16 protein-coding genes and 1 pseudogene are annotated in these 22,530 nt (G+C 39.6%); all 17 read right to left on the reverse strand.

Annotated features, from left to right (window positions below; all coding sequences use genetic code 11):
* Positions 1–80 precede the first annotated feature (80 nt).
* On the reverse strand, positions 81–1,178 hold the full coding sequence (locus H6G59_RS04860; protein WP_190712013.1) for an RNA-guided endonuclease InsQ/TnpB family protein: 1,098 nt from the start codon (positions 1,176–1,178) through the stop codon (positions 81–83).
* Positions 1,179–1,372: 194 nt separating this feature from the next.
* A complete protein-coding gene (nusB, locus tag H6G59_RS04865; RefSeq protein ID WP_127055973.1) occupies positions 1,373–2,014 on the reverse strand; it encodes a transcription antitermination factor NusB in 642 nt (213 codons plus the stop codon).
* 117 nt (positions 2,015–2,131) lie between these two features.
* A pseudogene (locus H6G59_RS04870) lies at positions 2,132–2,894 on the reverse strand (DUF502 domain-containing protein).
* Positions 2,895–3,266: 372 nt separating this feature from the next.
* Positions 3,267–4,121, reverse strand: a complete 855-nt coding sequence (locus tag H6G59_RS04875) for a glycosyltransferase family 2 protein (RefSeq protein ID WP_190712015.1) — start codon at positions 4,119–4,121, stop codon at positions 3,267–3,269.
* A 443-nt stretch (positions 4,122–4,564) separates the two neighbouring features.
* On the reverse strand, positions 4,565–5,401 hold the full coding sequence (gene hpsJ-B / locus H6G59_RS04880; protein ID WP_190712016.1) for a hormogonium polysaccharide biosynthesis protein HpsJ: 837 nt from the start codon (positions 5,399–5,401) through the stop codon (positions 4,565–4,567).
* A gap of 432 nt (positions 5,402–5,833) precedes the next feature.
* A complete protein-coding gene (locus tag H6G59_RS04885; protein ID WP_190712017.1) occupies positions 5,834–6,493 on the reverse strand; it encodes a TIGR04282 family arsenosugar biosynthesis glycosyltransferase in 660 nt (219 codons plus the stop codon).
* Positions 6,494–6,823: 330 nt separating this feature from the next.
* Positions 6,824–7,390: a pilus assembly FimT family protein gene (locus H6G59_RS04890; protein WP_190712018.1), complete on the reverse strand. Its 567-nt coding sequence runs from the start codon at positions 7,388–7,390 to the stop codon at positions 6,824–6,826.
* The gene (gene hpsE / locus H6G59_RS04895; protein WP_190712019.1) at positions 7,387–8,424 is read right to left on the reverse strand and encodes a hormogonium polysaccharide biosynthesis glycosyltransferase HpsE; all 1,038 of its coding nucleotides are present in this window, start codon (positions 8,422–8,424) and stop codon (positions 7,387–7,389) included. The genes H6G59_RS04890 and hpsE (H6G59_RS04895) overlap by 4 nt, the downstream gene beginning before the upstream one ends.
* Positions 8,425–8,793: 369 nt before the next feature.
* Positions 8,794–9,462 carry a pilus assembly FimT family protein gene (locus H6G59_RS04900; RefSeq protein ID WP_190712020.1) on the reverse strand — a complete coding sequence of 223 codons (669 nt, stop codon included), beginning with the start codon at positions 9,460–9,462 and terminating at the stop codon, positions 8,794–8,796.
* Positions 9,463–9,520: 58 nt separating this feature from the next.
* Entirely contained in the window at positions 9,521–10,597 is a 1,077-nt protein-coding gene (gene hpsC / locus H6G59_RS04905) for a hormogonium polysaccharide secretion pseudopilin HpsC (RefSeq protein ID WP_190712021.1), read from the reverse strand.
* 46 nt (positions 10,598–10,643) lie between these two features.
* Positions 10,644–11,411 (reverse strand): hormogonium polysaccharide secretion pseudopilin HpsB, encoded by a 768-nt coding sequence (gene hpsB / locus H6G59_RS04910; RefSeq protein WP_206755627.1) that lies wholly within the window; start codon positions 11,409–11,411, stop codon positions 10,644–10,646.
* Positions 11,412–11,684: 273 nt separating this feature from the next.
* The gene (gene hpsA, locus H6G59_RS04915) at positions 11,685–16,301 is read right to left on the reverse strand and encodes a hormogonium polysaccharide biosynthesis protein HpsA (RefSeq protein ID WP_190712022.1); all 4,617 of its coding nucleotides are present in this window, start codon (positions 16,299–16,301) and stop codon (positions 11,685–11,687) included.
* Between the two features lie 628 nt (positions 16,302–16,929).
* The gene (rpmB, locus tag H6G59_RS04920; RefSeq protein ID WP_016952702.1) at positions 16,930–17,166 is read right to left on the reverse strand and encodes a 50S ribosomal protein L28; all 237 of its coding nucleotides are present in this window, start codon (positions 17,164–17,166) and stop codon (positions 16,930–16,932) included.
* A 359-nt stretch (positions 17,167–17,525) separates the two neighbouring features.
* On the reverse strand, positions 17,526–19,496 hold the full coding sequence (htpG, locus tag H6G59_RS04925; protein ID WP_190712023.1) for a molecular chaperone HtpG: 1,971 nt from the start codon (positions 19,494–19,496) through the stop codon (positions 17,526–17,528).
* Between the two features lie 127 nt (positions 19,497–19,623).
* Positions 19,624–20,562 carry a glycosyltransferase gene (locus tag H6G59_RS04930; RefSeq protein WP_190712024.1) on the reverse strand — a complete coding sequence of 313 codons (939 nt, stop codon included), beginning with the start codon at positions 20,560–20,562 and terminating at the stop codon, positions 19,624–19,626.
* Positions 20,563–20,570: 8 nt separating this feature from the next.
* Complete coding sequence (locus H6G59_RS04935; protein ID WP_190712025.1) at positions 20,571–21,560, reverse strand: glycosyltransferase; 990 nt, start codon at positions 21,558–21,560, stop codon at positions 20,571–20,573.
* Positions 21,560–22,525: a hormogonium polysaccharide biosynthesis glycosyltransferase HpsE gene (gene hpsE / locus H6G59_RS04940; protein ID WP_190712026.1), complete on the reverse strand. Its 966-nt coding sequence runs from the start codon at positions 22,523–22,525 to the stop codon at positions 21,560–21,562. Before hpsE (H6G59_RS04940) ends, H6G59_RS04935 begins: the two co-directional genes overlap by 1 nt.
* Positions 22,526–22,530 lie beyond the last annotated feature (5 nt).

Below are 22,530 nucleotides of genomic sequence, written 5' to 3' on the forward strand. Positions count from 1 at the left end.
AAGAAAGCGGGTTATCCTGCTATATAAATCCTAGACAAAGCTAGACTTTACTTTCTACTTCAACGGGAGCATGGGAGCGGTTATCCCTCAGTAGACTTACACGCTTTAGCCAAACGCGATAAATTAACTGCTGCATTGAGATCCCTATCCATCTCAAAACCACAGTTCTCGCAGTGATAAATTCTTTGTCCCAAAGAAAGATGTTCTTTCTTATGTCCACAGCGAGAACAGGTTTTACTTGATGGATAAAATCTATCAGCAATTATAATTTCACTACCAAACTTTTTAGCTTTATATTCTAGCTGACGTTTAAACTCATAAAACCCGCAATCAGCTATTGCTTGGGATAATTTATGGTTTGACAACATTCCCGAAATATTCAAATCTTCTACTACTATCCTCGCGTGGTTTTTGCATAAGTAAGTAGTGATTTTCTGGAGAGTATCTTTTCTCAGGTTGGCTATTTTTGCATGATGTCTAGCTAGTTTAATTTTGGCTTTGTGCTTATTATTTGAACTTTTAGCTTTTCTACAGTAGATTTTAGATAATCTTTGCAGTTTAGCTAAGTTCTGTTTGTAGTGTTTAGGATTAGGGAAGGTGACACCGGTGCTAAGAGTAGCTAGTTCTTTTACTCCTAAATCAACACCAACAGCATCATGTTTTTTTATAGTTGGCTGACATTCTTTTTCATAGGAAAAAGATATATACCAACTATCAGCAGTCCTGGAAATAGTCATACTTTTGCAAGTGGTATGAGGTAATCCCTCATAGGTTTTCACCCATCCAATTGTCGGTAGTTTTATTAATGTACCACCTACAGGAATTGGTTTACCACCTGCATCAATTGTAAAACTATCATTTTTACCCTTCTTTTTGAAGTTAGGATATTTGGACTGCCCTTTAAAGAATCTCTGGAAAGATTCACCTAAACTATCAAAAGCATATTGAGTGATTTTCTGGCAAATACCTTTTTCTTTAATCCATGTTAATTCAGGTTTTACATGATTATTGAAGAATTTCTTGAGAAGATATTTATGTGGCTTTAATCCATCTTTATACAAAGAAGCCCAAGTTGCTAAACCCCAATTATATGTAAACCTTGCTATTCCAGCGTGTTTAGCCATTAATATTTCTTGGGTTTTATTTAACTTGAGTTTTGTTTTAATGGATAAAAGCATTGCTCGACCTCAACACTGTATTTTATGATTTAATTCTGACACATTTTGCCTAAATTTTTAGCCAGATCATTCCATTTATACGTCAAACACTTGGGGTTTTGTATGTATTTGTACAGGTTTGTCTATTAACTTGTCAACTTAGGACAAGCTCACTTGGAACCCTTACATGAAACTGGTGAAGTGAGGACTACACCTTATGCCGTCTGTTTATGTTCTGTGACTCGGCGCAGCACACCATTAATAAAACGATGTCCTTCATCTCCACTGTAGCGCTTGGCTAATTCTACAGCTTCGTTGATGGCAATACTGGCGGGAACTCCCATCAACTTCATTTCTGCCACAGCTATTTGCAAGATATCGCGGTCAATTTGCGCGAGGCGGCTGACTTGCCAATCTACTAAGGCTTCAGAAACAAGTGTATCGATGAGATTCCGGTTTTCGTAGACGGTGATGATAATTTGTTTGGCGTAATTACGAACGTCTTTGTCTTGATTTGCTAATTGAATTAATTCAGGGAAATCAATGGCTGTACCCAATTGATTAATGGCTGTTTGGGTGTAAGTGATCGCTTCTTGGAGCATGGTTCTAGCTGTATTTAGGTCTGAAGCCCTAGTTTGGCTAGTTAAAAGGCGATCGTTGCTGCGTTGGAGTTCGCCGGCTGCATTGTTGAGAGTATCTTGCACTTCTGTCGTCAGTGTGCGTACTGCGCCGAGTACTAATTTAGCTACTAATTGTTCATCTGGTAGCTTATCTAATTTTTTGGGGTTAACTGGCAACTGGCTGAGGCTTAACAACGCCAATTCCCGGGCTATTTGCTGAGGTTTACGAGGTTGCATAATGGTGAGAGTGATTAACTAAAAGGAGCAAACTCATAATCATATCAAGTTTTGCACCGTCAAATCATAATTTACTGAATTTGACTAGGAATTTTAGATAGCCGATTGTAGTTGATTTTAGGCTTTGTCCACAGGAATCACATGATTTTGGGTTTCTATGGGTGATACTGGTTTTGGTAAAATTAAGGGTGGTAGGGGTGTATTGGCGGAAACAATCCCACCAGAGACTACTATTTTAAAAGCATCTTCCACAGATAGTGAAAGGTTGACTACTTCGTCTTCTGGGACTACGGCATACCATCCAGTGGTAGGGTTGGGGGTGGTGGGAACAAAAACGCTCAACATGGGGGTAGACATCTGAGCTTGGATATCATTACTAATTACACCAGTGACAAATGCGATCGCCCAAATTCCTCGTCTGGGATATTCTAATAAAACCACACGGCGAAATTTGCCATTGGAATCTTTAAGTATTGTTTCCAATAGTTGCTTTAGGGTTTTGTATACCTGACCGGCTAAGGGAATCGCTTGCAATAAACGCTCACCAAAGTCTAGCAACCATTTACCAGCTATATTTCGAGCCATCAAGCCAATGATCAGGATACTCAGTAGTGGGACAGCCAGTCCAACTACTAAATTCAGTACATTGACTAATATAGGATGTAAACCATCAAAGGGATTCAGCTGTTTGGGGATTTGGGTGAGGAAGTTAACTACCCAACTGGCAATAGTAATAGTCAGCCAGATGGTAGTTGCTAGGGGAATCACCACCAACAAACCAGCAATCAGGTCATTTTTTAAGTCCTGTTTCAGGCGTTCAATTACCAAGCCCCTGTTCTCCTTTTTTTAGGCTATTAAAATTTTTGTGATTGGTACTCATAGTCCCTAAAAGCTTGAACATTTGTCTCATGCTTCTATTGCGTCAACTCTAACCCCGACTGGCGGACTACAAAGCTGACTATCCGATCCAAAAAAGCTGTCGGGACTACTTCACATAGAATATTCAACCTGTCTTCCAAAGGAAAGCATCAGTGGTGAGTTTTTCACTAGTGTTACTTTTCTTTGTAATACTTGTAAATGATTGTTGCAAGTTTCTTAGATAATACTAATCCTAGCGCGCCATATCACTAGATGCTCATAATTATAGACAGCAAACAGCAATGGATAGGCTGAAGATATCTAGTGACTGATGAATAAGTCACACCTTCCCAAGTGCAAATTTTTAAAATTAAGTTTTGTTAAGAAAATTAATTTAACTGTCCTTTTTAGCTTCGTCATTGACTAGGCTGGGTGTGGGTAGATATTTCATTTCCCAAACTTTGAGCAAAATTAGGTATTCATAGAATGCTTGCAAAGTACACCAAGCTAAACCAGGGTGTCCGTCTAAGCAGCCACCCAAGAAAAAATACATATACACAAAGCGGATTATTGGTCTAGCTGGGATACGCAACGATAAATCTTTGAGGGCGCGTCGTCTTTCAACTTCTGATTTGCCAAAAAATAAATCTCGCCAGTTAACTTCTCCATTTTGCAATTGATACAAAGTTTCTTTAGCTTCATCTGTAGAATAACGGTTGTGCTTTTCTAACCAGCGGCTCAAACCTTTGCTAGAAGTGTAATGAGGATAGGTTTGTTTTAAAAAGCTCGTTGCACCATTACACACTTCCCGTTCCGTATGACCATAGTCTGTAAACCAGACTTTCCCGTGGCGAAAAAGGCGCAATTGGTAACGGGGATATTGGGTGCTGTAGCGAATCCAACGATTCATAAACATCACTCTTTCCGCAACGTAGTAGGCGATGTAGTCGGGATTTTGAGTAGCAGCGACGCATTCAGCAAAAAGTTCTGGTGTCATGCGTTCGTCGGCTTCGAGAATGTACACCCATTCGTGTTTGGGGAGGACAGATTCTAGCATCCAGGTGCGTTGTTTCCCGTGGCTTTCAAAAGGATGTTGGACGACTCGAATAGGATAACAACTGGCAATTTCTATAGTGCGATCGCTACTACAAGAGTCTACAACAATGATGTCATCGGATAGCAGTGCTGACTCAATACAAGCAGCAATATCTAATTCTTCGTTATATGTGAGTATGTAAATTGAGAACATTTCCGGTGTTTTAGCGATTTGAAGTGATTCATAATCAGCCGCGCTCGGTCACAAAGAGACGAGGGGACGGTGAGACGCGGAGAAGGGAGGACGGTGAGACGCGGGGACACGGGGACGCGGAGATTCATTTGTAGCTTTATTTAAGTGCATTAAGTACTTAACCAGAATTACTTAGACATTTTTGAACAGGAATGAAATTGCTGTATTCTTTCCCTATTTAAGTGCATTAAGTACTTAACCAGAATTACTTAGACATTTTTGAACAGGAATGAAATTGCTATATTCTTTCCCTGTTCCCTATTCCCTGTTCCCTGCCATAACTTAGTTGCACAAGCAAAGCTTGTTTTCTGAGGATATATGTATTAGTCCGCCTGGGCGGACTTGGTGTTTATAGCCCCTGACTTATAGTCAGAGGGCAATTTATTTACTTAACGCCCAGTAGATTAACGCGCTGGAGCCTTACGTTTTGCACCTTGTAAAGAACCCATACCCCTTAATCCCGTCCAACCGATGATGATATAACCAATGGACAATAGCAAGCTGCTGAAACCAATCCTGAGTCCAGACTTCCACGCATTGTCTTTAGCTTGTTTTTCTACTTCTTCTTTGCGTTGGCGAATTTGGCTACGTCTTTGATTAGCAAGTTCTTGAGGATCTGTTCGTTGAGCAATCAATTTGTCAAGCTCTTGGGGATTTGCTTTAGCTTTCTGAAGTAAATCTTTTTGGTCTGCGGGAAGTTGAGGGTTAGCAAGTGCTTGTTTATATTTCTGCTCGTCTTTGAGTAGTTCAGTAATCTGAGTTTTAAGTTGGGTTCGCGCTTGTTCTAACTGAGCTTTGGCCTGAGCATTGTTCAGTTGTTCTTGGATTTGGGATAGCTGGTTGTCCAGTTGATTTTCAGCTTGCTGGGCTTCTTGGGAAATTTGAGTTACTGTTTGGCTGCTGGCTTGGCGCACATTGTTAAGGTGCAGGGGAAAAATTAGTAAGAACATCAAACCTAATATGCTGGAGATGATTAGGGCGGGAAATCTTAAATCAATACCTTGGGGGCGGTCACTTCCCACTTCATCTATCCAATATCCAGCCAATAGAACCCCTAAGCCTACTAAGGGAACAATTCCTCGGTCAACTAGGGCTGTGGTCAAGGAAATTTGTGATTGTTTATTGGTGGGACTAAAACCCAATAAAAGAATCACGAAATCAATGAAAAAAGACAAAATACAAACTATTCCCACCACCTTAAGTGTGAGTGAAGTATTTGATGCAGCAACACGGTTAACCATATTTTTGTAAATTCGTTGTGAATAAAACTGTTTGCTATCTATAAAGTTACAACTCTTGGAGCAGAAAGCCCATCAGATTGATACTCTCTGTAGGCTTAACTATCCTTTTTCTATGAGTATCCAACTACCTATGGAAAGCCTTGCTTGATTATATCTTGCCAGACTTTTGGTTTTAACCTATACCATAATCCTAACTGTAGTTTATGTTATTGATATTTAATACTGAGTGACTTAATTTGCTATATTTCTAAGTATATTCAGAGTAAAAAGACGAAAGGATGTGAAGAAAGAATAATAAATATTTACACAGACTTACCGAAATAGTGCTGAGTAACGAGTAATGAGAGTAATGAGTGATATCATGTCCGCGTTTCAATCCCCTAACTTTAGTTATGGGGTTACTCAGTACTCGGTACTCGGTACTCGGTACTCCTAAATTATACTGTCTTGTGGTTTGACATCACCCGTCAGGGTTTGTTCCCAAATGGCTAAATCTTCTGGACGGTCAACATCAGCCAAGGTAGGTAAGTGAAAAAATGATAAGTTTAGCTTGAAAGCGATTTCTAGAGTCTGTTGGTATACTTGAGCCGTTCCCCAGGCGATGTGAGAAAATAATTCGGGGATGACTCGCCGCAAACCAATTAAGTAATATCCACCATCAATTGCAGGGCCAAGCACAAGATCAAAAATTTGTAGTTGCTCAAATGCGGTTGCTAAAATTTGCGAATTCACCCCAGGACAGTCAGTGCCAATGATAATTACATATTCTGCACTGTTGTGAAAAGCATCCGCAAGCGATCGCACTAAACGCTGACCTAAATCTCCTTCACCTTGAGTCTGGTAAACCAAATCCAAACCCAGCCAATCTTGCATAAGTTGCAAATGACCCCCCGCAAACTGTACTTGTGCAGATACCGCAGCTACTTTTTGCAATTCCTGCACATGAAAAATTGTATGTTCGGTCATCTGCTTTTGCAGATTAGCCGCACCAACACTACCCAAAGCAGGTATTAGTCTTGTTTTTGTCGTCCCAGGTTCTGGATAGCGGGTAAAAATAATCAGGTGTTGTTTAGCGTTTACTAGTGATTTCATGTCTATGCCAATCCGATTTGATTTGTGTATCCCTTACGGGAGGCGTAGCCATATTTACCTATTTAGGCAGGGAACAGTTTCAGCTATCTGGATATCCTCAATTTCCCAGATCCGACAAGGAAAAATGCAACTGTTTTGAGACTCCATTTGCCAAAACCTTGCACTTTTTTGTTTGTGATAAAAATCCGCGAAACCCTTATTAATAAACGGTTTTAGCTTTATATGCCTGCCCGGCACGCTCCGCGAACAGCCAGCCCTAATTAAAATCTCAAATAAGTTATTTTGGTAAGAGCATATTATGATTAATTTGTACAGTGCGTAAGTCCTATTCTAATAGCAAAAATCACCACTTGGGTTGGCTTTATCTTGTTCTTTTGCAGTTCGCATAGCTCCTAAAATAGTAGAAACAAACACACATCGTTTTGCTTTTCCACCAGACTTATTAGACAGCGTAATTCTTCCTAATGGTGGTTTTCTCACACTACCCAGGTAATCAAATTGGATTTGTCGAACACCATTAGACAGTTGTAGAGTTGTTTCATCATCTAAGCGGAGATTAGAATCTAAGCTATTCCAGTTAGCATTTAATGGATTTACATTAGCAGGGTGAACAGCCCATTGAACTGTACCATTTTGTTCCCTAAAACTAGCTTGCCAAGTCAATTTTTCTTTTTTGGCTTCACTTTGAGCTTGGCGCATTGCATTGTATACGACATTTTGAGCAATGTTCAGACGGCGATTGTTCACAAAACTCAACCAACCTGGTGCTACTATTGCAGATAATACGCCAATTATTAAAATCACTGGCATCATTTCTAGCAAAGTAAAACCGCTATTATAGTTGTTATTTAAAGCTTGTTTATGCTTCGCTAAATATATTTTTATATATGCGTTCATCTGGGAATAGTTTTGAATATTCGCGTAGAGATTATCTGTGTATTTTTAACAACCTTAAGATGAAACGGGATTAGAGGATGTTTTAAATAGCCATTTATCAACAGATAAAAGGGGCTAATTAAGCTACTTATAAATAGTTGTAATTCACAAGCAGCTACTAAATCATTTTTTAATTTGGTTCGATATTTTATCCAGTGCAAACAAATCTTACGAAGATCATTTATCATGTAAAGTAAAGTAAAAACTGGTCTCAACCAAGGTTTTATATTTACCATGCGAGTCACATAACGGCTAAGTCCAATACCTCTGAAAAATGAGATTAGATACTCTTTTTGTAACCGTGAAGTTGGGATTTTATGATCAATCTCCATTTCCGGATTGTACCAAATTTCCCATCCAGCTTTTTGAATATGAGAGAGCATTTCTAAATCTTCACCAGTCAGCATATTTCCCTTGACTCTACCAGTTAAAATAGGGTCAGTGGGTACGTTATCTATCCAAGCTTGTTTGCGGACAACCAGTCCAGCAGAAGGTGGTAGTAATTTTTTTCTGGCTTCATACAGTAGAGGTAAATTTCCTCGCTCTGTAATTGCTAAAAATGGGGCAATTCTTTGAAAATTCGCGGGTGGTTCTACTTCCCAGTCAGGATGAATTTGGCTACCATAGGCCCCAGCTTGGGGATGTTGTTGAGCAAAATTATAAGCTGCTTCAACCCAATTTGAGTTCGGGTAATTGTCATCATCTAGAAAACCAATTAGTTGACTGTGCGCTACTGCTATTGCTTTGTTTCTAGCGTATGCTGCACCTTGTTTTGGTTCAAAGCAGTATTTTAAAGGATAGGGACATTGCCAATTTCTTTGATAAGTTCGGACAACTTCAGCTGTGTTATCTGTGCTGTTGTTATCAACAACAATTATTTCCCAAGATATATGCTCAGTTTGCAGTTGATTTTGCAGACGTTCTAGTAGCTCAGGTAAACGATGTTCACCGTTGTAGGTGGGAATAGCTACTGTGAAATTGAGGCAATTATTCATTGCTTTTAAGTTGGATTTTTATTGAGGACAGTTTCTGAATCAAATGCACAAAGCAGAAATGGTTAATTTTCACTGGTACACAACGGCGTAAGTCAACCAACCATTAAAAATATATAAAAAGCTAGTACAGCCTGCTTTTTTAATTTTTAATTTTTAATTTTTAATTTTGCCCTGCTTTACTAGTGCAGTCTTACAGAAACAGTTAACCAATACGAAGTCCCTTTTTACTGGATAATTACTTCTGCTGAACCAAACTGGCAATTTAACAAGTCTATGAAACCAAAAACTTTACCCAATGTTTATATTGTGCTATCTTTGTGACTATTTTATATATAGTGTTATCACTAATCTTTTCTAGGTTTATTGTTACTAAGTAGTTGGCTGACAATTTGAGCCTGTAGCTGTTTGCATACCTCCAATCAGTGTTCTGACGATGACACAGCGTTTTGACCCGCTGGCAGTGTTAGTTCCTGCATTAGGTATAGCTACCATAACTATTAAATCTGTATCAGCATTACTGCCACTAGCCTTGCTTGCTAAAGCACCCATGTAGTCAAAAGTGATGGTTCCAGAAGCAGGTATTGTAGATATGCTCTTACCAGTAACTGTTGTATTATAATAATCAGGGGTAGACGTAAGAGACGTAAGATTCGTATACAATAAGACTTGTTTTGCTTCAAGGTCAGTAGCTAAACGCTTCCAACTATCATCTGAAGGTGCGGTAGTACCCTGATAAACAACATATTTAGGGATGTTGTCTATGACTTTAAAACTCGCGCTATAGGTAAGTTTCTTATTTTTAGCTTCTGTCTGTGCTTGTTGCATAGCAGAAAGTACACCATCCAAAGCTTTATTTAACCGCTGTCTCTGCACAAATCCCGACCAACTAGGAGCCATGATTGCTGCTAAAATGCCTACCATTAGCAGCGATACTAAGAGTTCTATCATGGTAAAACCAGCATTTTCCTCATATGAGTCACGTGCTGAACAACGGTGTTTATTCTTGATATTCCTGGTATGTAATTGTAGTAAATTCATACTAAATCCTTAGATAATGAACAGTATTTAAATATGCTGTAATTGAATTTTGAATTGTTTAATTAGTGTATAAAAAACCACGTGCTTGTACGATGGCGTTGACTGAAGGAAAATAAGTTGCCTGGTTTTTATCAGAGTAAGTTATGTTGTTGCTTTGGACTCTAGCTAAGGCATTGGCTCGGATAAAGACCTGTGCTGTGCTAATCACTCTTCCTGTATTAATAGGATCTAAATAGTTGTTGACACAGGTATAAAAACTACTGGGTGACGTTGTGTTACTGGGTATCACTGTTGGTTGTTTACCACCATTAGCATCAGGTAGGCATTGTCGTGTCAAATTAGGAATATTTCCAGTTGGATTTGCCACAGGGATGGTTTGATCGATATAGTCAACCAGCACTTGGAGTTGAGCTTTATAATTGTCTGGATTTGCTTTCCAAAGTTTCATCTTTTGAGTTATGCTGCCAGTTGTTAAATCAAGATTAAATGGTACGAAACCCGCATCAGGACAGTATTCAGAACTGACAAACTTAGTAGTTGTATCGTATTTAGTAAGACAATTGTCTATACCAGCACTGCTATTTATGCTTCGCACACCATCCTTAATTTCCCATCTAGCAATACGCGCAGTTCTAGACCACGTCTCACCAGTCTTATTAGCACCATTATTAGAATTATTAATCAAATAATAAGCTACTAGGGAATATCTGAAAGCATCATCGTTCTTTAAACTGTCATTAGGAACCGCCTTTGGAACTATTTCCCGCTTCCAAAAAACTAGTACAGGTAATCCATTGGTAACTTTAGGTAAAGAATCATTAATACCACTTTCGAGAGGGTTAGTGGGACTGTTGGTCTTCTCAACCCCTCGGGTATCATAGATGTAGACAGCTTGTTGTAAATCGCGGGTAATGAAATCCATTGCTGTTTGGATTTCTTGTTCAGAAGTTGCCTTAGCTTGTTCTTTTTGATCTGTATTAGCAATATTGACCACCAATCCTAGTAATGGTGTCAGGATTAAAAATGCCATGGTCAAAGCTATCAACAATTCAATCAGGGTAAAACCATCAACTTGATTATTCACCCTGGGAGACTTAATAAATCCTCTAAGTAAGAATGTGATTGTTTTCAACATAGGTTTTACCTCTTTTTAATAGATGCTGTGCTGATAAATTTCCCATCTAATTTTGACAATTTTTATCGGCTACTGTACCCAACCGATTACATAAAGCCAGAAATGTTGTGTTGCTTTTAATGACATCCGCAGTCAATTCTATGATTGGGGCTTGTTTATTACCTAATCCATTAGTGACAATTGTTTGTGTTTTTTTGGTAGTAGTGGTACTGGCTACGACAGTTTGACTGAAATCAACATCTTTTCGATACACCCTAACGGCTAGACGGTAGCCATCGTTTGCTTCTGAATCTTTAACAACAATTCGACTGGCTTGAATGTAAAATTGATTTCTCTGATTTGGGTCGTTTGAACAATTAGGAGGAAGAATAACACCATCCGTCTGAAAGCAATATAGACCTGTTGGGGAGATAGGAGGGTTCATATTCGTACTAGTGATTAAATAATCACTAGGGTTCTGTGCCAAAGTTCTTTTTGTGGTTGCCGTATGCTTTTCAAGTGGAGTACCGCTTGTTGGTATATATTGTACAGGAGTAGGATCGCTGGATTGTACTGGTACTCTTCCAGATCTGACCCCATCAATAAATGATTTTGCGGCTTGTGACCCCTGTTCAACGCGGCGAGATTGAAGGCGTGTTGCGGTAGACAAAAGCAGCATGGGTGCTATGGCTGCTACTAAGAGAGAAGCAACAAGAATACCAACTAATGACTCAATGATAGTGAAGCCGTCATCTTTGCTATTGTTGTGCTTCAGACTCTGATTTAGACCCCGACTGAAACTGTGTTCAATTTTGAATTGTTTAAGCTGAATCATAATTTTGTGTACAGCTAATTGGCATTTTAGTTAACTGAAGAACCCCTCTTCCAACCTCTCCCCCACAGGGAGAGAGGCTTCTAATTTCCCCATTTGGTGCTAAAACTCGTTTTTTCAAATTCCATCTCCACCCCCCAAGTTCCCCCCTGAAAGGAGGCAGTCCATATGTTCCCTCTCCTTTCAGGAGAGGGGTAGGGAGAGGTGAGAGGGTTAGGGAGAGGTAGGAAAGGGGCTGGGGGTTATGTCTCATATCTGAGATATTTGATCCTGTGATTATGGGCAATTAGTAGGACGTTGATCGTCATCAATTGCTTTGTTACCAGTAGCATCTTCTTTAGCACATAACAAAGTTTCTACCCAAGCATCATCTCTGCCAACTTCTCGGAAGTATTCATTGGGTAAATCACCTACGGGTTGGACTAATTTTTGGGCAAACAAGTCTGGTGACTGGGAAAGGAGTCCCACATCATAACCCCAAAGTCTTGTCGGTGGCTGATAGAAAGGAAGCCTGCCCACGGTTCCGTTGAGAGGTCCGTTGCTAGTGTTGTATACAAGACCAGAGGTCGCATTATTATTGGTTAAACTAGTAGCGAATGGTGCTGTAGCATAGGCACTTTTCTGCAACTGCATGAAAATACCATTAATTTTTGCTGTTACTGGAGTATTATTTGTGGCAGACCAGTGTTCTAAGAAGCGGACATAGTTGTGTAAACCGCCATTATCTTCTGTAGAACGAGCAGGGGTATCACCAGAGGCCACAATTAGGTTGAAAGTAGTTTCGGTAGCAGCTTGTAACCAATTACTGTTCTTAGCATTATTAATTCTGTTATCACCTGGGGTTGGGTTGGTGGGAGTACCGAAGGGGTTATTGATCTGAAAAACTGGTAACCATTTGCCGCCACTATCGTACCGTAACCAAGGTATATAGACAGCAGGATTTGTTAGTGCTGGTGGGTTACTACAAGTTCCTTGAGTAAAACAGGCTTCTTCATATTCCTGTATGTTACCTGAAGCATCTACCCCGTAAATCCTACGAGGATTAACTATATCACCAGTAACGATATCCCGTTTATAAGCTATTCTTCTGGGAAAACTTGCATTTGCCCAACCACCATCGGGTGCTGTATCCATGGAGCCAGTTTTCATTGAATTCATTGGTTGACCGACAATGTCCTGTCCATCATTTCTCCAATTAGTTTGTCCCTGTTGACCAGTTCCTTGATATCCGTTATATGCAACATTAGTAATTACCCAATCTTGGGGGTTTACACATTGAGCAATATCTGTTTTTGGGCAAATTTCATAGACAAAATCTCTGGCTTGTCTTTGTCTGGCAACAGGGGTGACAAAATTATTCAAGTAAGAACTACCCTGAAAACCAGCGGCGGAGTCAAGGTCTATGGGATAAGTAGTCGTGCCATATTTCTTGGCGAATTCTACAGATGTTGGTAGAGCATATTGTGTTGCTGGTATTACCGGAACATAAGTATTTAACTGGAAGTTAGTGTTACCATTAAAAGTCCGGTTGCTAATTGAAGTATCATCCCCCAAGTTATTGTTCCAGTCATACTCTCCCTCATTGCGGAAGCCTAATCTAAAGTTATTAGAGAGTAAAGTCACAGCATCAGCAACCACAGCCGCAGAACGCCATTCATCACCATTTTCACATTTGGGCAACCTTGGATCATCTTTACGGCAGGCAAAATCGTCAGAGAGATCACTACGGCTATAGAAATTAGTCCAATTATTATCTAGTGGTGTGTCGAATTCTTCTTTGGTATGTTTATTAAAGTCGCCCTTAACATACACAGGCAAATTACTTGCTAAAATCAAACCTTTTTCTGCGTCTCTATACTCTAGTTCGCGCCAGAGTTTTTCCCCTTTGGTAAGTATAATTGCATTAGGGCGACGAGTTGGATCAAGCTTATAGTCTACTGTACTTTCTAGCTTTCTCGCTGTTGGTTTTAGGGTTGTAGGGGCGGTTAAATCTGGTAGGGCATCATCGCGGGTAGCGTAGATAATGCCACTATTGGGAAGTAAATATTCTGTTGCTGCCGACTTTCCAGCAATTGATTTTGTGCGGAGTAAATTCATGTCTAGGACAGTGGCACGAATTTCTAGAGGTTGCCGATCTCGTAGAGGAAGATCGTATGCTGTTCCTGGATTTGCTCCACCATCAATATTAGTGAAGGTTTCTAAAGCTGTTGTTGTGGGATTGTCTGCATGAATTGCTTTTATCTGCCTTGCATCCAAAAAAGAAGCTTCAAATATGGCACCGTGAGGAATAACGGCATCGTTAGGTGTGATACTACCATCTAAAATTTGGAGGGCGCATATGGCAGCATCAATTGTAGATTGTTCTGAAAGACTGCGATCGGTGGCTGTTTTTCCTAACGCCCTTTTTAGAAGTCCATCATCTATTGAACGTCCATTTTTATATTTTAAGTTCGATTGGTAGGTTAACAATTGCAAATAATTACTGGCAGACTTAGTAGGTGGTCCATAAACTATGCCGTTATTGGATTTACCATTGACATTACTTATACCAGCACCAAAACCAGTAGGAGGAGTCCAGGAAGGTAATCCGGTTCTATTCCTAGCTGTGAGGCTGTTGGTTGGGTCATAAAAGCTACTGACACAGGCTATTGGCTTTGGATACTCTTGGTTATAATCGTTGGGGTTGTAGTGATAAACCGCCGTCGCCCGCATCCTTAAGTATGGTGTTGCTGCACTAGGAATATCCTTTGTAAATTGAATGTATGGATCATACATCCAATAGGGAGAAGAGGTTTGTGAAGATTGTGTTCCATCAAACACAGGCATCATATCCGACCAGATTTCCGTGGAAGCCGTAGTGAAATCATTAGTTGCAGCGTTATCACCTTGACGTAAATAAATCCCTGCACCTGTAACCACTCGCAATCCACCTACGGGATCTTGGGGGTTTTCTGGTATTCTGGCAGCGTCTAGTTCCCAACCTCTATCTCTGTCGGTAGACCCAACATCAGCTAATGTCTGTACACGAGATAGACGATAGCGACCTTTGGTTTCAGGCTGTTCGGCATCGAAGTTGTCCCACTCAATACCACTGAGATTTTGAATATCTGGGGGATTGGGTCCTACAAACTGAGCCTTAAAGTTGGGATTTTTTGGGTCTGAAGTCTTCCACCACAATTGAGGTAAGTTATTACCAACTAGAACTCTGTCACCTAAGAAAGATTCTTTTGCCTCCACGCTCTGGAGTGATGGTTCTGTTGCTTTAGGTTTAAGTTTGCTACCACTAGTATTTAGTTTCAGTGTGGCAAAGCCAGTTTCGGTTATACCATCACTGGGGTTTGTGGGAAAGACCCAAGCATCTGCGGGACGTAGTGACTCACCACTACCTAGCAATGGGCTATTTGTAGCATAAGCACCTAAAGCAACAGCAGATGTACTACCAACAGGGACTTCGTTGAAGGGTACACGCCGAGTCCGTTTTTTAAAGTAAATCTCTAACTGTTCGTCACGTAATGTTGGTATTTCAGCCGGTGTGGGGTTATAAATTCCAATAGCTTCTTGTACTTCTGGTGGGTCATTACTAGTATTCTGATAAGTCGTATAATTAGCATTGCCAGCAATGGGATTAAGATCTGTCTGAGCTTTAACTAAGCGATTAATACGTTGTGCATAAGCTAGACTATTGTAAGCTATATTAGGTGCAGTCGTGCCTGTTACGGATTCGTTATCTTGGAGTGATTCTGAGGAAGGAGTAGCACCTTTTCCAGGAAATAAATCAAATAGAGTCGGTTTGCTAGCAGACCCTGTTATGAATCCACCAGCAGCTATATTTCCACCAACTGTGACTTTGGCGTTGTCATCATCGTAAAAACAGGAAGCAGGACTGCTAACTTGATAGAGTCTGATATTTGCTGAATCTGAACCGGTCAAGAAATTGGCATTGGTAAAAATTCTACCGTTGAGTCTGAAGTCAGTACCAGGATTTAATTCCAGGTCATCTTCATAAACTACGGCATTGTTAATTAGAGATTGCTGAACTTTGTCTTGTTCATACTCTAGGGCTGAGAAACTTCTATTCCCTTTGTTAACTTCATAGTTGGTTGTATCAGGTATGGTAGTGTCTGAGGTGATGGGAACCGTTGCAGTGTAGACAAAGAATGCTTTGACTAGTCTTAATGACTTAGTACTTTGGAACCAACCATTGACACCGACTAAACTCGCACTAGTATCGCCGGCATTGGCACATGATTCACCTATAGTTGCAAAACTCATAGGTGTAGCCCTAGCCTGTAAAGGATTTCTTTGGGTTTTATATTGAGTTTTATTATTATTCAACTCAGGATTTTTATAGTAAATCCCATATAAAGTGTAGCTATCAAATTTACCGTTACTGTCAGTATCAACCGGGAATCGCCATGCTGTTTTTAATGGGTCTGCTGATGCTGGATGAGTTAGTGTCAGAGGGGTTTCATCACCAAATGTGTATTCTTTTATTGTGTTTGAGTCTGCTAAAACACCATCTAAAGCCTTATCATTGGGAGTAGATCGTGGTAGTCGCTTATCATCAAATAACTTCTTTAATTTAGCTCTAGCTCTATCAAGTGCAGGTGTTGAGGCTGTAAGAACGGCTTGATTGACACGAACGTTGCTGGCGTTTTTAGCTCGGTCAAAAGACCGAAACATGATTGCAATGGTCAGAAGAACAACTACTATGGATACCATTACTACTGTTGGCAACACAAAACCCGCATTGGCGGATTCTGTTTTTCTATTAACGCCAAAAACAGTTCTCAGTAGCCAAATAAGTTGCTTTTTAGTTGTTTGTAAAAACTTCCGGCTGACTTTTTTGGATATTCTTATGAATGCCTTGACTGGATAACGTTTTTGAGACATAGCTGCTCCCTCTGTCAAGTGATATGGTACGTATTTTTAGTTTTTTGTCATATCTGCAAATTCGTCTAACAACTTAATTTGACAGACAAAAATCTAGGCTGATTTTTATGTAAACGTTGTATTTTGGGTTATTGACTAAGTTGATGAATCAAGTATTTACACACTTAGATTGCTGATTTTAGTTATAACATTGTTGAAATCTTGATTCGCATCTGGAAATTACTGATTTTTTTGCGATTGTTTATACAAAATAGTTTAATTTTTGCGGCTTTCTTTAAGTAAGCGTACTGAAACTAAAGTTCTCTTAAATATAAATTCATAAAGTTGTTGTAAAGACTGCAAGGTTATATTACCCAGTTGTGAAGGAAAAAATATCACAGAAGGGGAAAAAATAAATTAGATATCTGAGAAAAACCAATGTAGAGACGTTGAATGGAAAGTCTCTACTTCTTCTTGTTCTTCTACTTTCCATATAGAGTATGGGAATGAATCTCCCCGTCTGTGCATCTGTCCATTTCAGCTAAACTAGCCAAAAAAGCCGCAACCTCCCTAGATGGGGAGGCTGTTGGTGCAAATCAACATTTGCTAATCCTGGCAAGTGCCAAGAAATAAGGGTTGGGGCGTAATTTTAGTAATGGTTGAGGTTAATACCAGCTTCTTTAGCCATTGCTTCTAAACCTTTGACTTCCAAGGTTTTGATGGCTTTGGTAGATAGTTTCATTTTCACCCAGCGATTACCACCTGCCCACCAAACACGCTTACTTTGCAGATTAACGTGTTGTAGGCGCTTGGTGTGACGGTTGGAGTGGGAAACGGAACAAGCGTTATTGGCTTTTTTACCAGTTAGTTCACAACGACGGGACATAATATCTCCTGGGATATCAATACAACCTTTCTATTCTAGGAGCTTTAAGGATAAAATTGCTTTTCTTCTCAGGTAGAGCTAAAAAAACCCACCCCCAACTCCCTTATATCTCTTTCCCAGTCTCTGACTCTTCTCTCGTTCCCAGTCTCTGACTGGGGATGCTATCGCAGAGGCTCTGCCTCGGCTATCATGGAAGTCGGAGCCTTCTAGAATTCATTCCCATACAGAGTATGGGAACGAGAAATGCTATCACAGAGGCTCTACCTCGGCTATCATGGAAGTCGGAGCCTTCTAGAATTCATTCCCATACAGAGTATGGGAACGAGAAGTATGGGAACGAAAAATTAATTGTTGATTGTTTATTTGCTGGCTTGTTCTGTGAGTTTGGTGAGTACGTCGTTGGAACGTTCCACAAAGGATTTCATTCCTTCAGCGTCAAAACCCTTTTGGGACATCAGCGCTAAGTCGTAGACGTGTTGACAAATCATTTTCACCAATTGCTCTGTAGGCGACTGGCCATCACCTTGAATGATACTACCTTGGCTCAGATTTGCCAGGTTTTGAATTAGAGGGTGAGCGGTATTGACGAGTAAAATGTGGTCTTCAGGAAATTCGCTGTTTTGCTGTTGCATCATGGCGTTCATTTCCCGCAGACGACGGAGAATTTCTGGTAACAACACCATTGCGGGTGGTGTTCCTTGGGGGTCATCTGATTTTAAGGCTTCGGTGCGGATGTTGATTTTGGGTTTGTTGAGTGCTTTTTCAAATAATTCTTTTATTGATTCACTCTTGGTTTTGTTGGTTGTGGGGTCAACTATTTCGCCTGCTTTGTCATCCAGGAGGGTATTATCGAGGTCAGAATCTACCCGCGTAAATTTAACATCCTGATATTCACGTTCGAGGAAGTTAATAAAGTGGGTATCGATGAAGGAGTCCATAAACAGGACTTCTAAGCCTTGGTTTTTGTGTAGTTGGATGTAAGTGGCTTGGGTGGCTTCGTCGGTGCTGTAGAAAACGCGGTTTTCGTGGCGTTCTTTGTTCCGTTCTAGGTACTCTTTCAGGGTTGTGTAGGGTATGCCGGTGTTGGATGAGGTGGAAGTGACATCTTGCCAAACATCGCCTTCTGAGGATTGTACTTCAACGGTGGGAGTTTCGGCTGGTTTGGTTTCTAGTTTGGCGGTGCTGCGGAAGATGAGGATGTCTTCAACTTGTTTTTTGAATTTGTCGTCGTTGAGAACGCCAAATTTAACGAATGTTCCCAGGTCTTTCCAGGCACTGATGTATTGTTCGCGGTTGTCGCGGTATAGTTCCTTTAAGCGATCGCCTACTTTCTTTGCTATATAGTCGCCAATTCTTTTAACTGTGCGATCGCCTTGTAAAGCACTCCGTGATACATTCAAAGGTATATCAGTGCTATCAATTACGCCCCGCATGGGCATCAAAAATTGGGGGATAATCTCTTCACAGTTATCACTAACAAAAACCTGATTGCAGAATAACTTGATTTGTCCTTTAGTCACATCGACATCAGGACGCATTTTCGGGAAATACATAATCCCGTTAATGATAAAGGGATAATCTGTATTCAGATGCACCCACAGTAGGGGTTCTTCTTGAAATGGATACAGATAGCGATAAAATTCTAAATAATCTTCGTCTGTGAGATTACTGGGAGACTCTCGCCAAGCTGCTTTTTGTTTATTTAATACTTCACCATCCAGTTTAATCGGCACTGGCATGAAGTCGCAGTAAGTCTTGACAAGATTCTTAATTCGTGCTGCTTCTAAAAATTCTTCTTCTTCTCCTTGGAGAGTGAGAGTAATGGTAGTTCCGCGAGTGGTGCGGGTTGATTCTTCTAGGGTGAATGCTGGGGAACCATCACAAGTCCAGTGTACTGCTTGAGAACCTTCTTTATATGAGAGAGTATCAATCTCTACTTTTTGCGCCACCATGAAGGAAGAGTAAAAGCCTAAACCAAAGTGACCGATAATCGGTTGGTCTGATTTACCTTCATACTTGTGAATAAATTCTTCCGCACTAGAGAAAGCAACTTGGTTAATATATTTTTTTACTTCCTCTGCTGTCATGCCGATACCATTATCGGTGATGGAGAGGGTTTTGTTGTCTTTATCAATGGCAATTTTAATTTCGTCTTCGCTAATGTCTCCATTATACTCCCCAGCACGGGCAACCATTTTTAACTTTTGGATGGCATCTACCGCGTTAGATACCAGTTCCCGCAAGAATATTTGATGATCTGAGTAAAGGGACTTCTTGATAATGGGGAAAATATTTTCAGTATGAATACTGATGGTTCCTTGTTCTAACATAACCTTGGTTTAATAAAATTCGCTTATTCTGAATTTTAATAGTATCCTGAGTGCGATCGCTTGCCCTTTCAAGGCTTGTTTCCCCCCTAATACTGATGCGGATTTCACTACTTAATTCTTTTGAGGTTTAGTTATTGCCTTTCCAAAACGGCTGAATCCTTACGTACAATCTAGGAAAAGCTATTTTTAAAACTGCTATCAACATAATTTTGCGTTGTTTCAGTACAGCAGGATTATACCGCACACAATTCCACAAAAATCCTACAGATGTCCAGCGTTCTAGTTTGTCTGGAGGTGCTTCTAGAGATTTGAACGCTAGGTATTTATAAATATTAGATAAAGCATATTTTTTGAGATGTCCGAGAGACTCTGCTTTCTGGTCAGCAAAACCACGTTCTATAACTTCTAAAGATCCTGCTTCTTGTCTTTTCAGATTCGTAGACAATGAGTGCATAGATACTCTATATAATATTTGCACTTCGGGAACTACGACAAATTCATATCGAGACGCTAAACGTAACCACATATCCCAATCTTCAGCAGGAGTAAGGGCTTCATTAAAATTCCCAAGGGTGGTAAAACATTCCTTACGAATTAGAGGATTTGAACCATTTTCTAGAAAATTCTCCAGCAATAATCTGCTATAAACATCACCTGATAATGTGGTGTGTCGGCCACATTTTAATAACTTACCAGCAGCATCAATATAATCAGTCCAGCTATAAGCTACCGCAGCTTGGGGATTTGCTTGTAATGCCTTTAGCTGTGATTCTAGTTTATTAGATGTCCAAATATCGTCAGCATCAATAAAAGCCACAAATTCACTTACAGCATGGGATAAACCACGATTCCGACTAGTTGCTGGGCCAGCATTAATATAAGAAAATAGCTTTAAGCGAGAGTCAGAAATATTTTGAATAATCTCTAGTGTTGCATCAGTTGAGCCATCGTTAATAATTAACACTTCTATTAGAGAAAAAGTTTGATTTAAGACTGATTCAATAGTTTCTCTGATAGTTTTTTCCCCATTATAAACAGGAATAATGACAGAAATTACACTTTTCATACTATAAACTAAGGAGTTTTGCCATAACCTAAAAATGTGCTAGTATTAGCAAATTTGGGAAATTTATTAAATAAGCTTTTAGCCCACTCAGGAGGAAGTAAAGTCATAGCCAACAGTTTCAAGAACGCTTTATAGATAATAGGTTTCTTTATCAGTTTTAAGTCAGTTGTAATAGATTTGATCAGAACCTTGAGAACTTGCAGTGTTTTTTGCTTCCCTGGAGGTACATTTAGTGATTTGTAGCTCAGGTATTTATATAAATTAGCAATACTGTGATGCTTTAGGTGCTGGAAAGATGCAGCTTTTGGGTGATTATAAGCTCGTGTAATTATTTGTAAAGCTGATTTTTCAAACCCTACAAAGTCAGAAGACATGGAAATAGGAGAAATCCGATATAAAATTTGTGGCTGTGGAACAACAATAAAATCATAGCTTGCTGCTAACCGTATCCACATATCTGAATCTTGTGCATTACTGAGCGACTCATTGAACAAACCCGTTACTTCTAGAGCATTTCTGCGAATCATGGCATTAGAACCAGAACCAATGAAATCAAATAACAGAAATTTCTCATAAACATCTCCTGTCCATTGAACACGAGGCCAAGTTATTGACAAAGATTTACCATTTTCATCTATGCACTTAGTCCAACTGTAAACAACAGCAGCTTTAGGATTTTCTAGTAATGCGTTATATTGGGCTTCTAATTTATCGGGTGTCCAAAGATCATCTGCATCAATAAAAGTAATAAACTCACCAATAGAATGATGAAAACCCCGATTTCTATTTACAGCTACATTGGCTTGAGGATAGGAAAATATTTTGATTCGCGAATCTTGAATTTGAGAAATAATTTCTAATGTTGAATCAGTTGAATCAGCATTGATGATGATTAATTCAAATTGAGTAAATGTTTGGTTTAAAACTGAGTCAACTGTTTCTTTAATAGTTTTTTCACCATTAAACACTGGAATGATTACAGATATGATAGTAGTCATTAGGATTTTTTCAGTGATTTATTAATTCTTACCTGCAACAAATAAAAAGGACTTATGAAAGTAGCAAAAAGTCTTTCTAATTCACAACTAGCAACAACATTATTCGCAATAATTCTCCGATGACTAATGTAATATAATATTAATTTTCTGGCATCATTCAGCAAATATAATAAAAAAGCAAAAGGTCTTTGCCAGCTTGGCAGTAATAATATTCGTAAATAATATCTACCTAGACCAATACCACGCATCAAAGCAATTAAGTAATTTTTTTCTAATCGCCAAGCAGGGATAATATGCTCTAAGAACATCGCTGGATTATACCAAATTTCCCATCCTCCTTGATGAATATACAACATAGCTTCTGAATCTTCACCTGCTAACATTGAATCCCCAACTCTACCTACGAGAAAAAGATTTTCGGGAACACACTGTTTCCATACATGACGACGCACTACTAAACCGGCTCCAGGGGGCAATCCCTTTTTTCTTGGTTCATATAAATGTGGTTCATCACCTCTCTTGTTAATAGCAAGATAAAAAAGGATTGGTTTGATCTCTTCTGAGGGATTAACTTCAAATAAGCCATGAATTTGACTAGCGTAGGCACCGGCTTTTGGATGTTCTTGTCCAAATTTGTATGCCTCAATTACCCAATTGGGATGAGGCAAATTATCATCATCTAAAAAACCTACCAGTTCACCTTTGGCTTCTGTAATGGCTTTATTTCTAGCAAAAGCTAATCCTTGTTCAGGTTCAAAACAGTATCGTAATGGCACACCATAAGGCCAATTAGCTTGGTAATTTTGTACTAACTGTGCTGTTCCATCTGTACTGTTATTATCAACAACTAAAATTTCCCATTTCAGGTTTTCTATACCCTGTTGGCGTTGCAAATGCTCTATAACTTTGGGTAAACGGCTTTCACCGTTATAGGTGGGTATGGCAACAGTCAAGTCAAGAGACATGATTA

The sequence above is a fragment of the Anabaena lutea FACHB-196 genome (assembly GCF_014698305.1).
GTDB lineage: Bacteria > Cyanobacteriota > Cyanobacteriia > Cyanobacteriales > Nostocaceae > Anabaena > Anabaena lutea.

Excerpts from the sequence above, each read along its gene's own strand:
- hpsE (WP_190712026.1), bottom strand. The coding sequence starts at position 22,525 with ATGTCTCTTGACTTGACTGTTGCCATACCCACCTATAACGGTGAAAGC.
- htpG (WP_190712023.1), bottom strand. The coding sequence starts at position 19,496 with ATGTTAGAACAAGGAACCATCAGTATTCATACTGAAAATATTTTCCCC.
- hpsE (WP_190712019.1), bottom strand. The coding sequence starts at position 8,424 with ATGAATAATTGCCTCAATTTCACAGTAGCTATTCCCACCTACAACGGT.
- hpsA (WP_190712022.1), bottom strand. The coding sequence starts at position 16,301 with ATGTCTCAAAAACGTTATCCAGTCAAGGCATTCATAAGAATATCCAAA.
- H6G59_RS04875 (WP_190712015.1), bottom strand. The coding sequence starts at position 4,121 with ATGTTCTCAATTTACATACTCACATATAACGAAGAATTAGATATTGCT.
- rpmB (WP_016952702.1), bottom strand. The coding sequence starts at position 17,166 with ATGTCCCGTCGTTGTGAACTAACTGGTAAAAAAGCCAATAACGCTTGT.
- nusB (WP_127055973.1), bottom strand. The coding sequence starts at position 2,014 with ATGCAACCTCGTAAACCTCAGCAAATAGCCCGGGAATTGGCGTTGTTA.
- H6G59_RS04900 (WP_190712020.1), bottom strand. The coding sequence starts at position 9,462 with ATGAATTTACTACAATTACATACCAGGAATATCAAGAATAAACACCGT.
- hpsC (WP_190712021.1), bottom strand. The coding sequence starts at position 10,597 with ATGTTGAAAACAATCACATTCTTACTTAGAGGATTTATTAAGTCTCCC.
- hpsB (WP_206755627.1), bottom strand. The coding sequence starts at position 11,411 with ATGATTCAGCTTAAACAATTCAAAATTGAACACAGTTTCAGTCGGGGT.
- hpsJ-B (WP_190712016.1), bottom strand. The coding sequence starts at position 5,401 with ATGGTTAACCGTGTTGCTGCATCAAATACTTCACTCACACTTAAGGTG.
- H6G59_RS04935 (WP_190712025.1), bottom strand. The coding sequence starts at position 21,560 with ATGACTACTATCATATCTGTAATCATTCCAGTGTTTAATGGTGAAAAA.
- H6G59_RS04930 (WP_190712024.1), bottom strand. The coding sequence starts at position 20,562 with ATGAAAAGTGTAATTTCTGTCATTATTCCTGTTTATAATGGGGAAAAA.
- H6G59_RS04860 (WP_190712013.1), bottom strand. The coding sequence starts at position 1,178 with ATGCTTTTATCCATTAAAACAAAACTCAAGTTAAATAAAACCCAAGAA.
- H6G59_RS04885 (WP_190712017.1), bottom strand. The coding sequence starts at position 6,493 with ATGAAATCACTAGTAAACGCTAAACAACACCTGATTATTTTTACCCGC.
- H6G59_RS04890 (WP_190712018.1), bottom strand. The coding sequence starts at position 7,390 with ATGAACGCATATATAAAAATATATTTAGCGAAGCATAAACAAGCTTTA.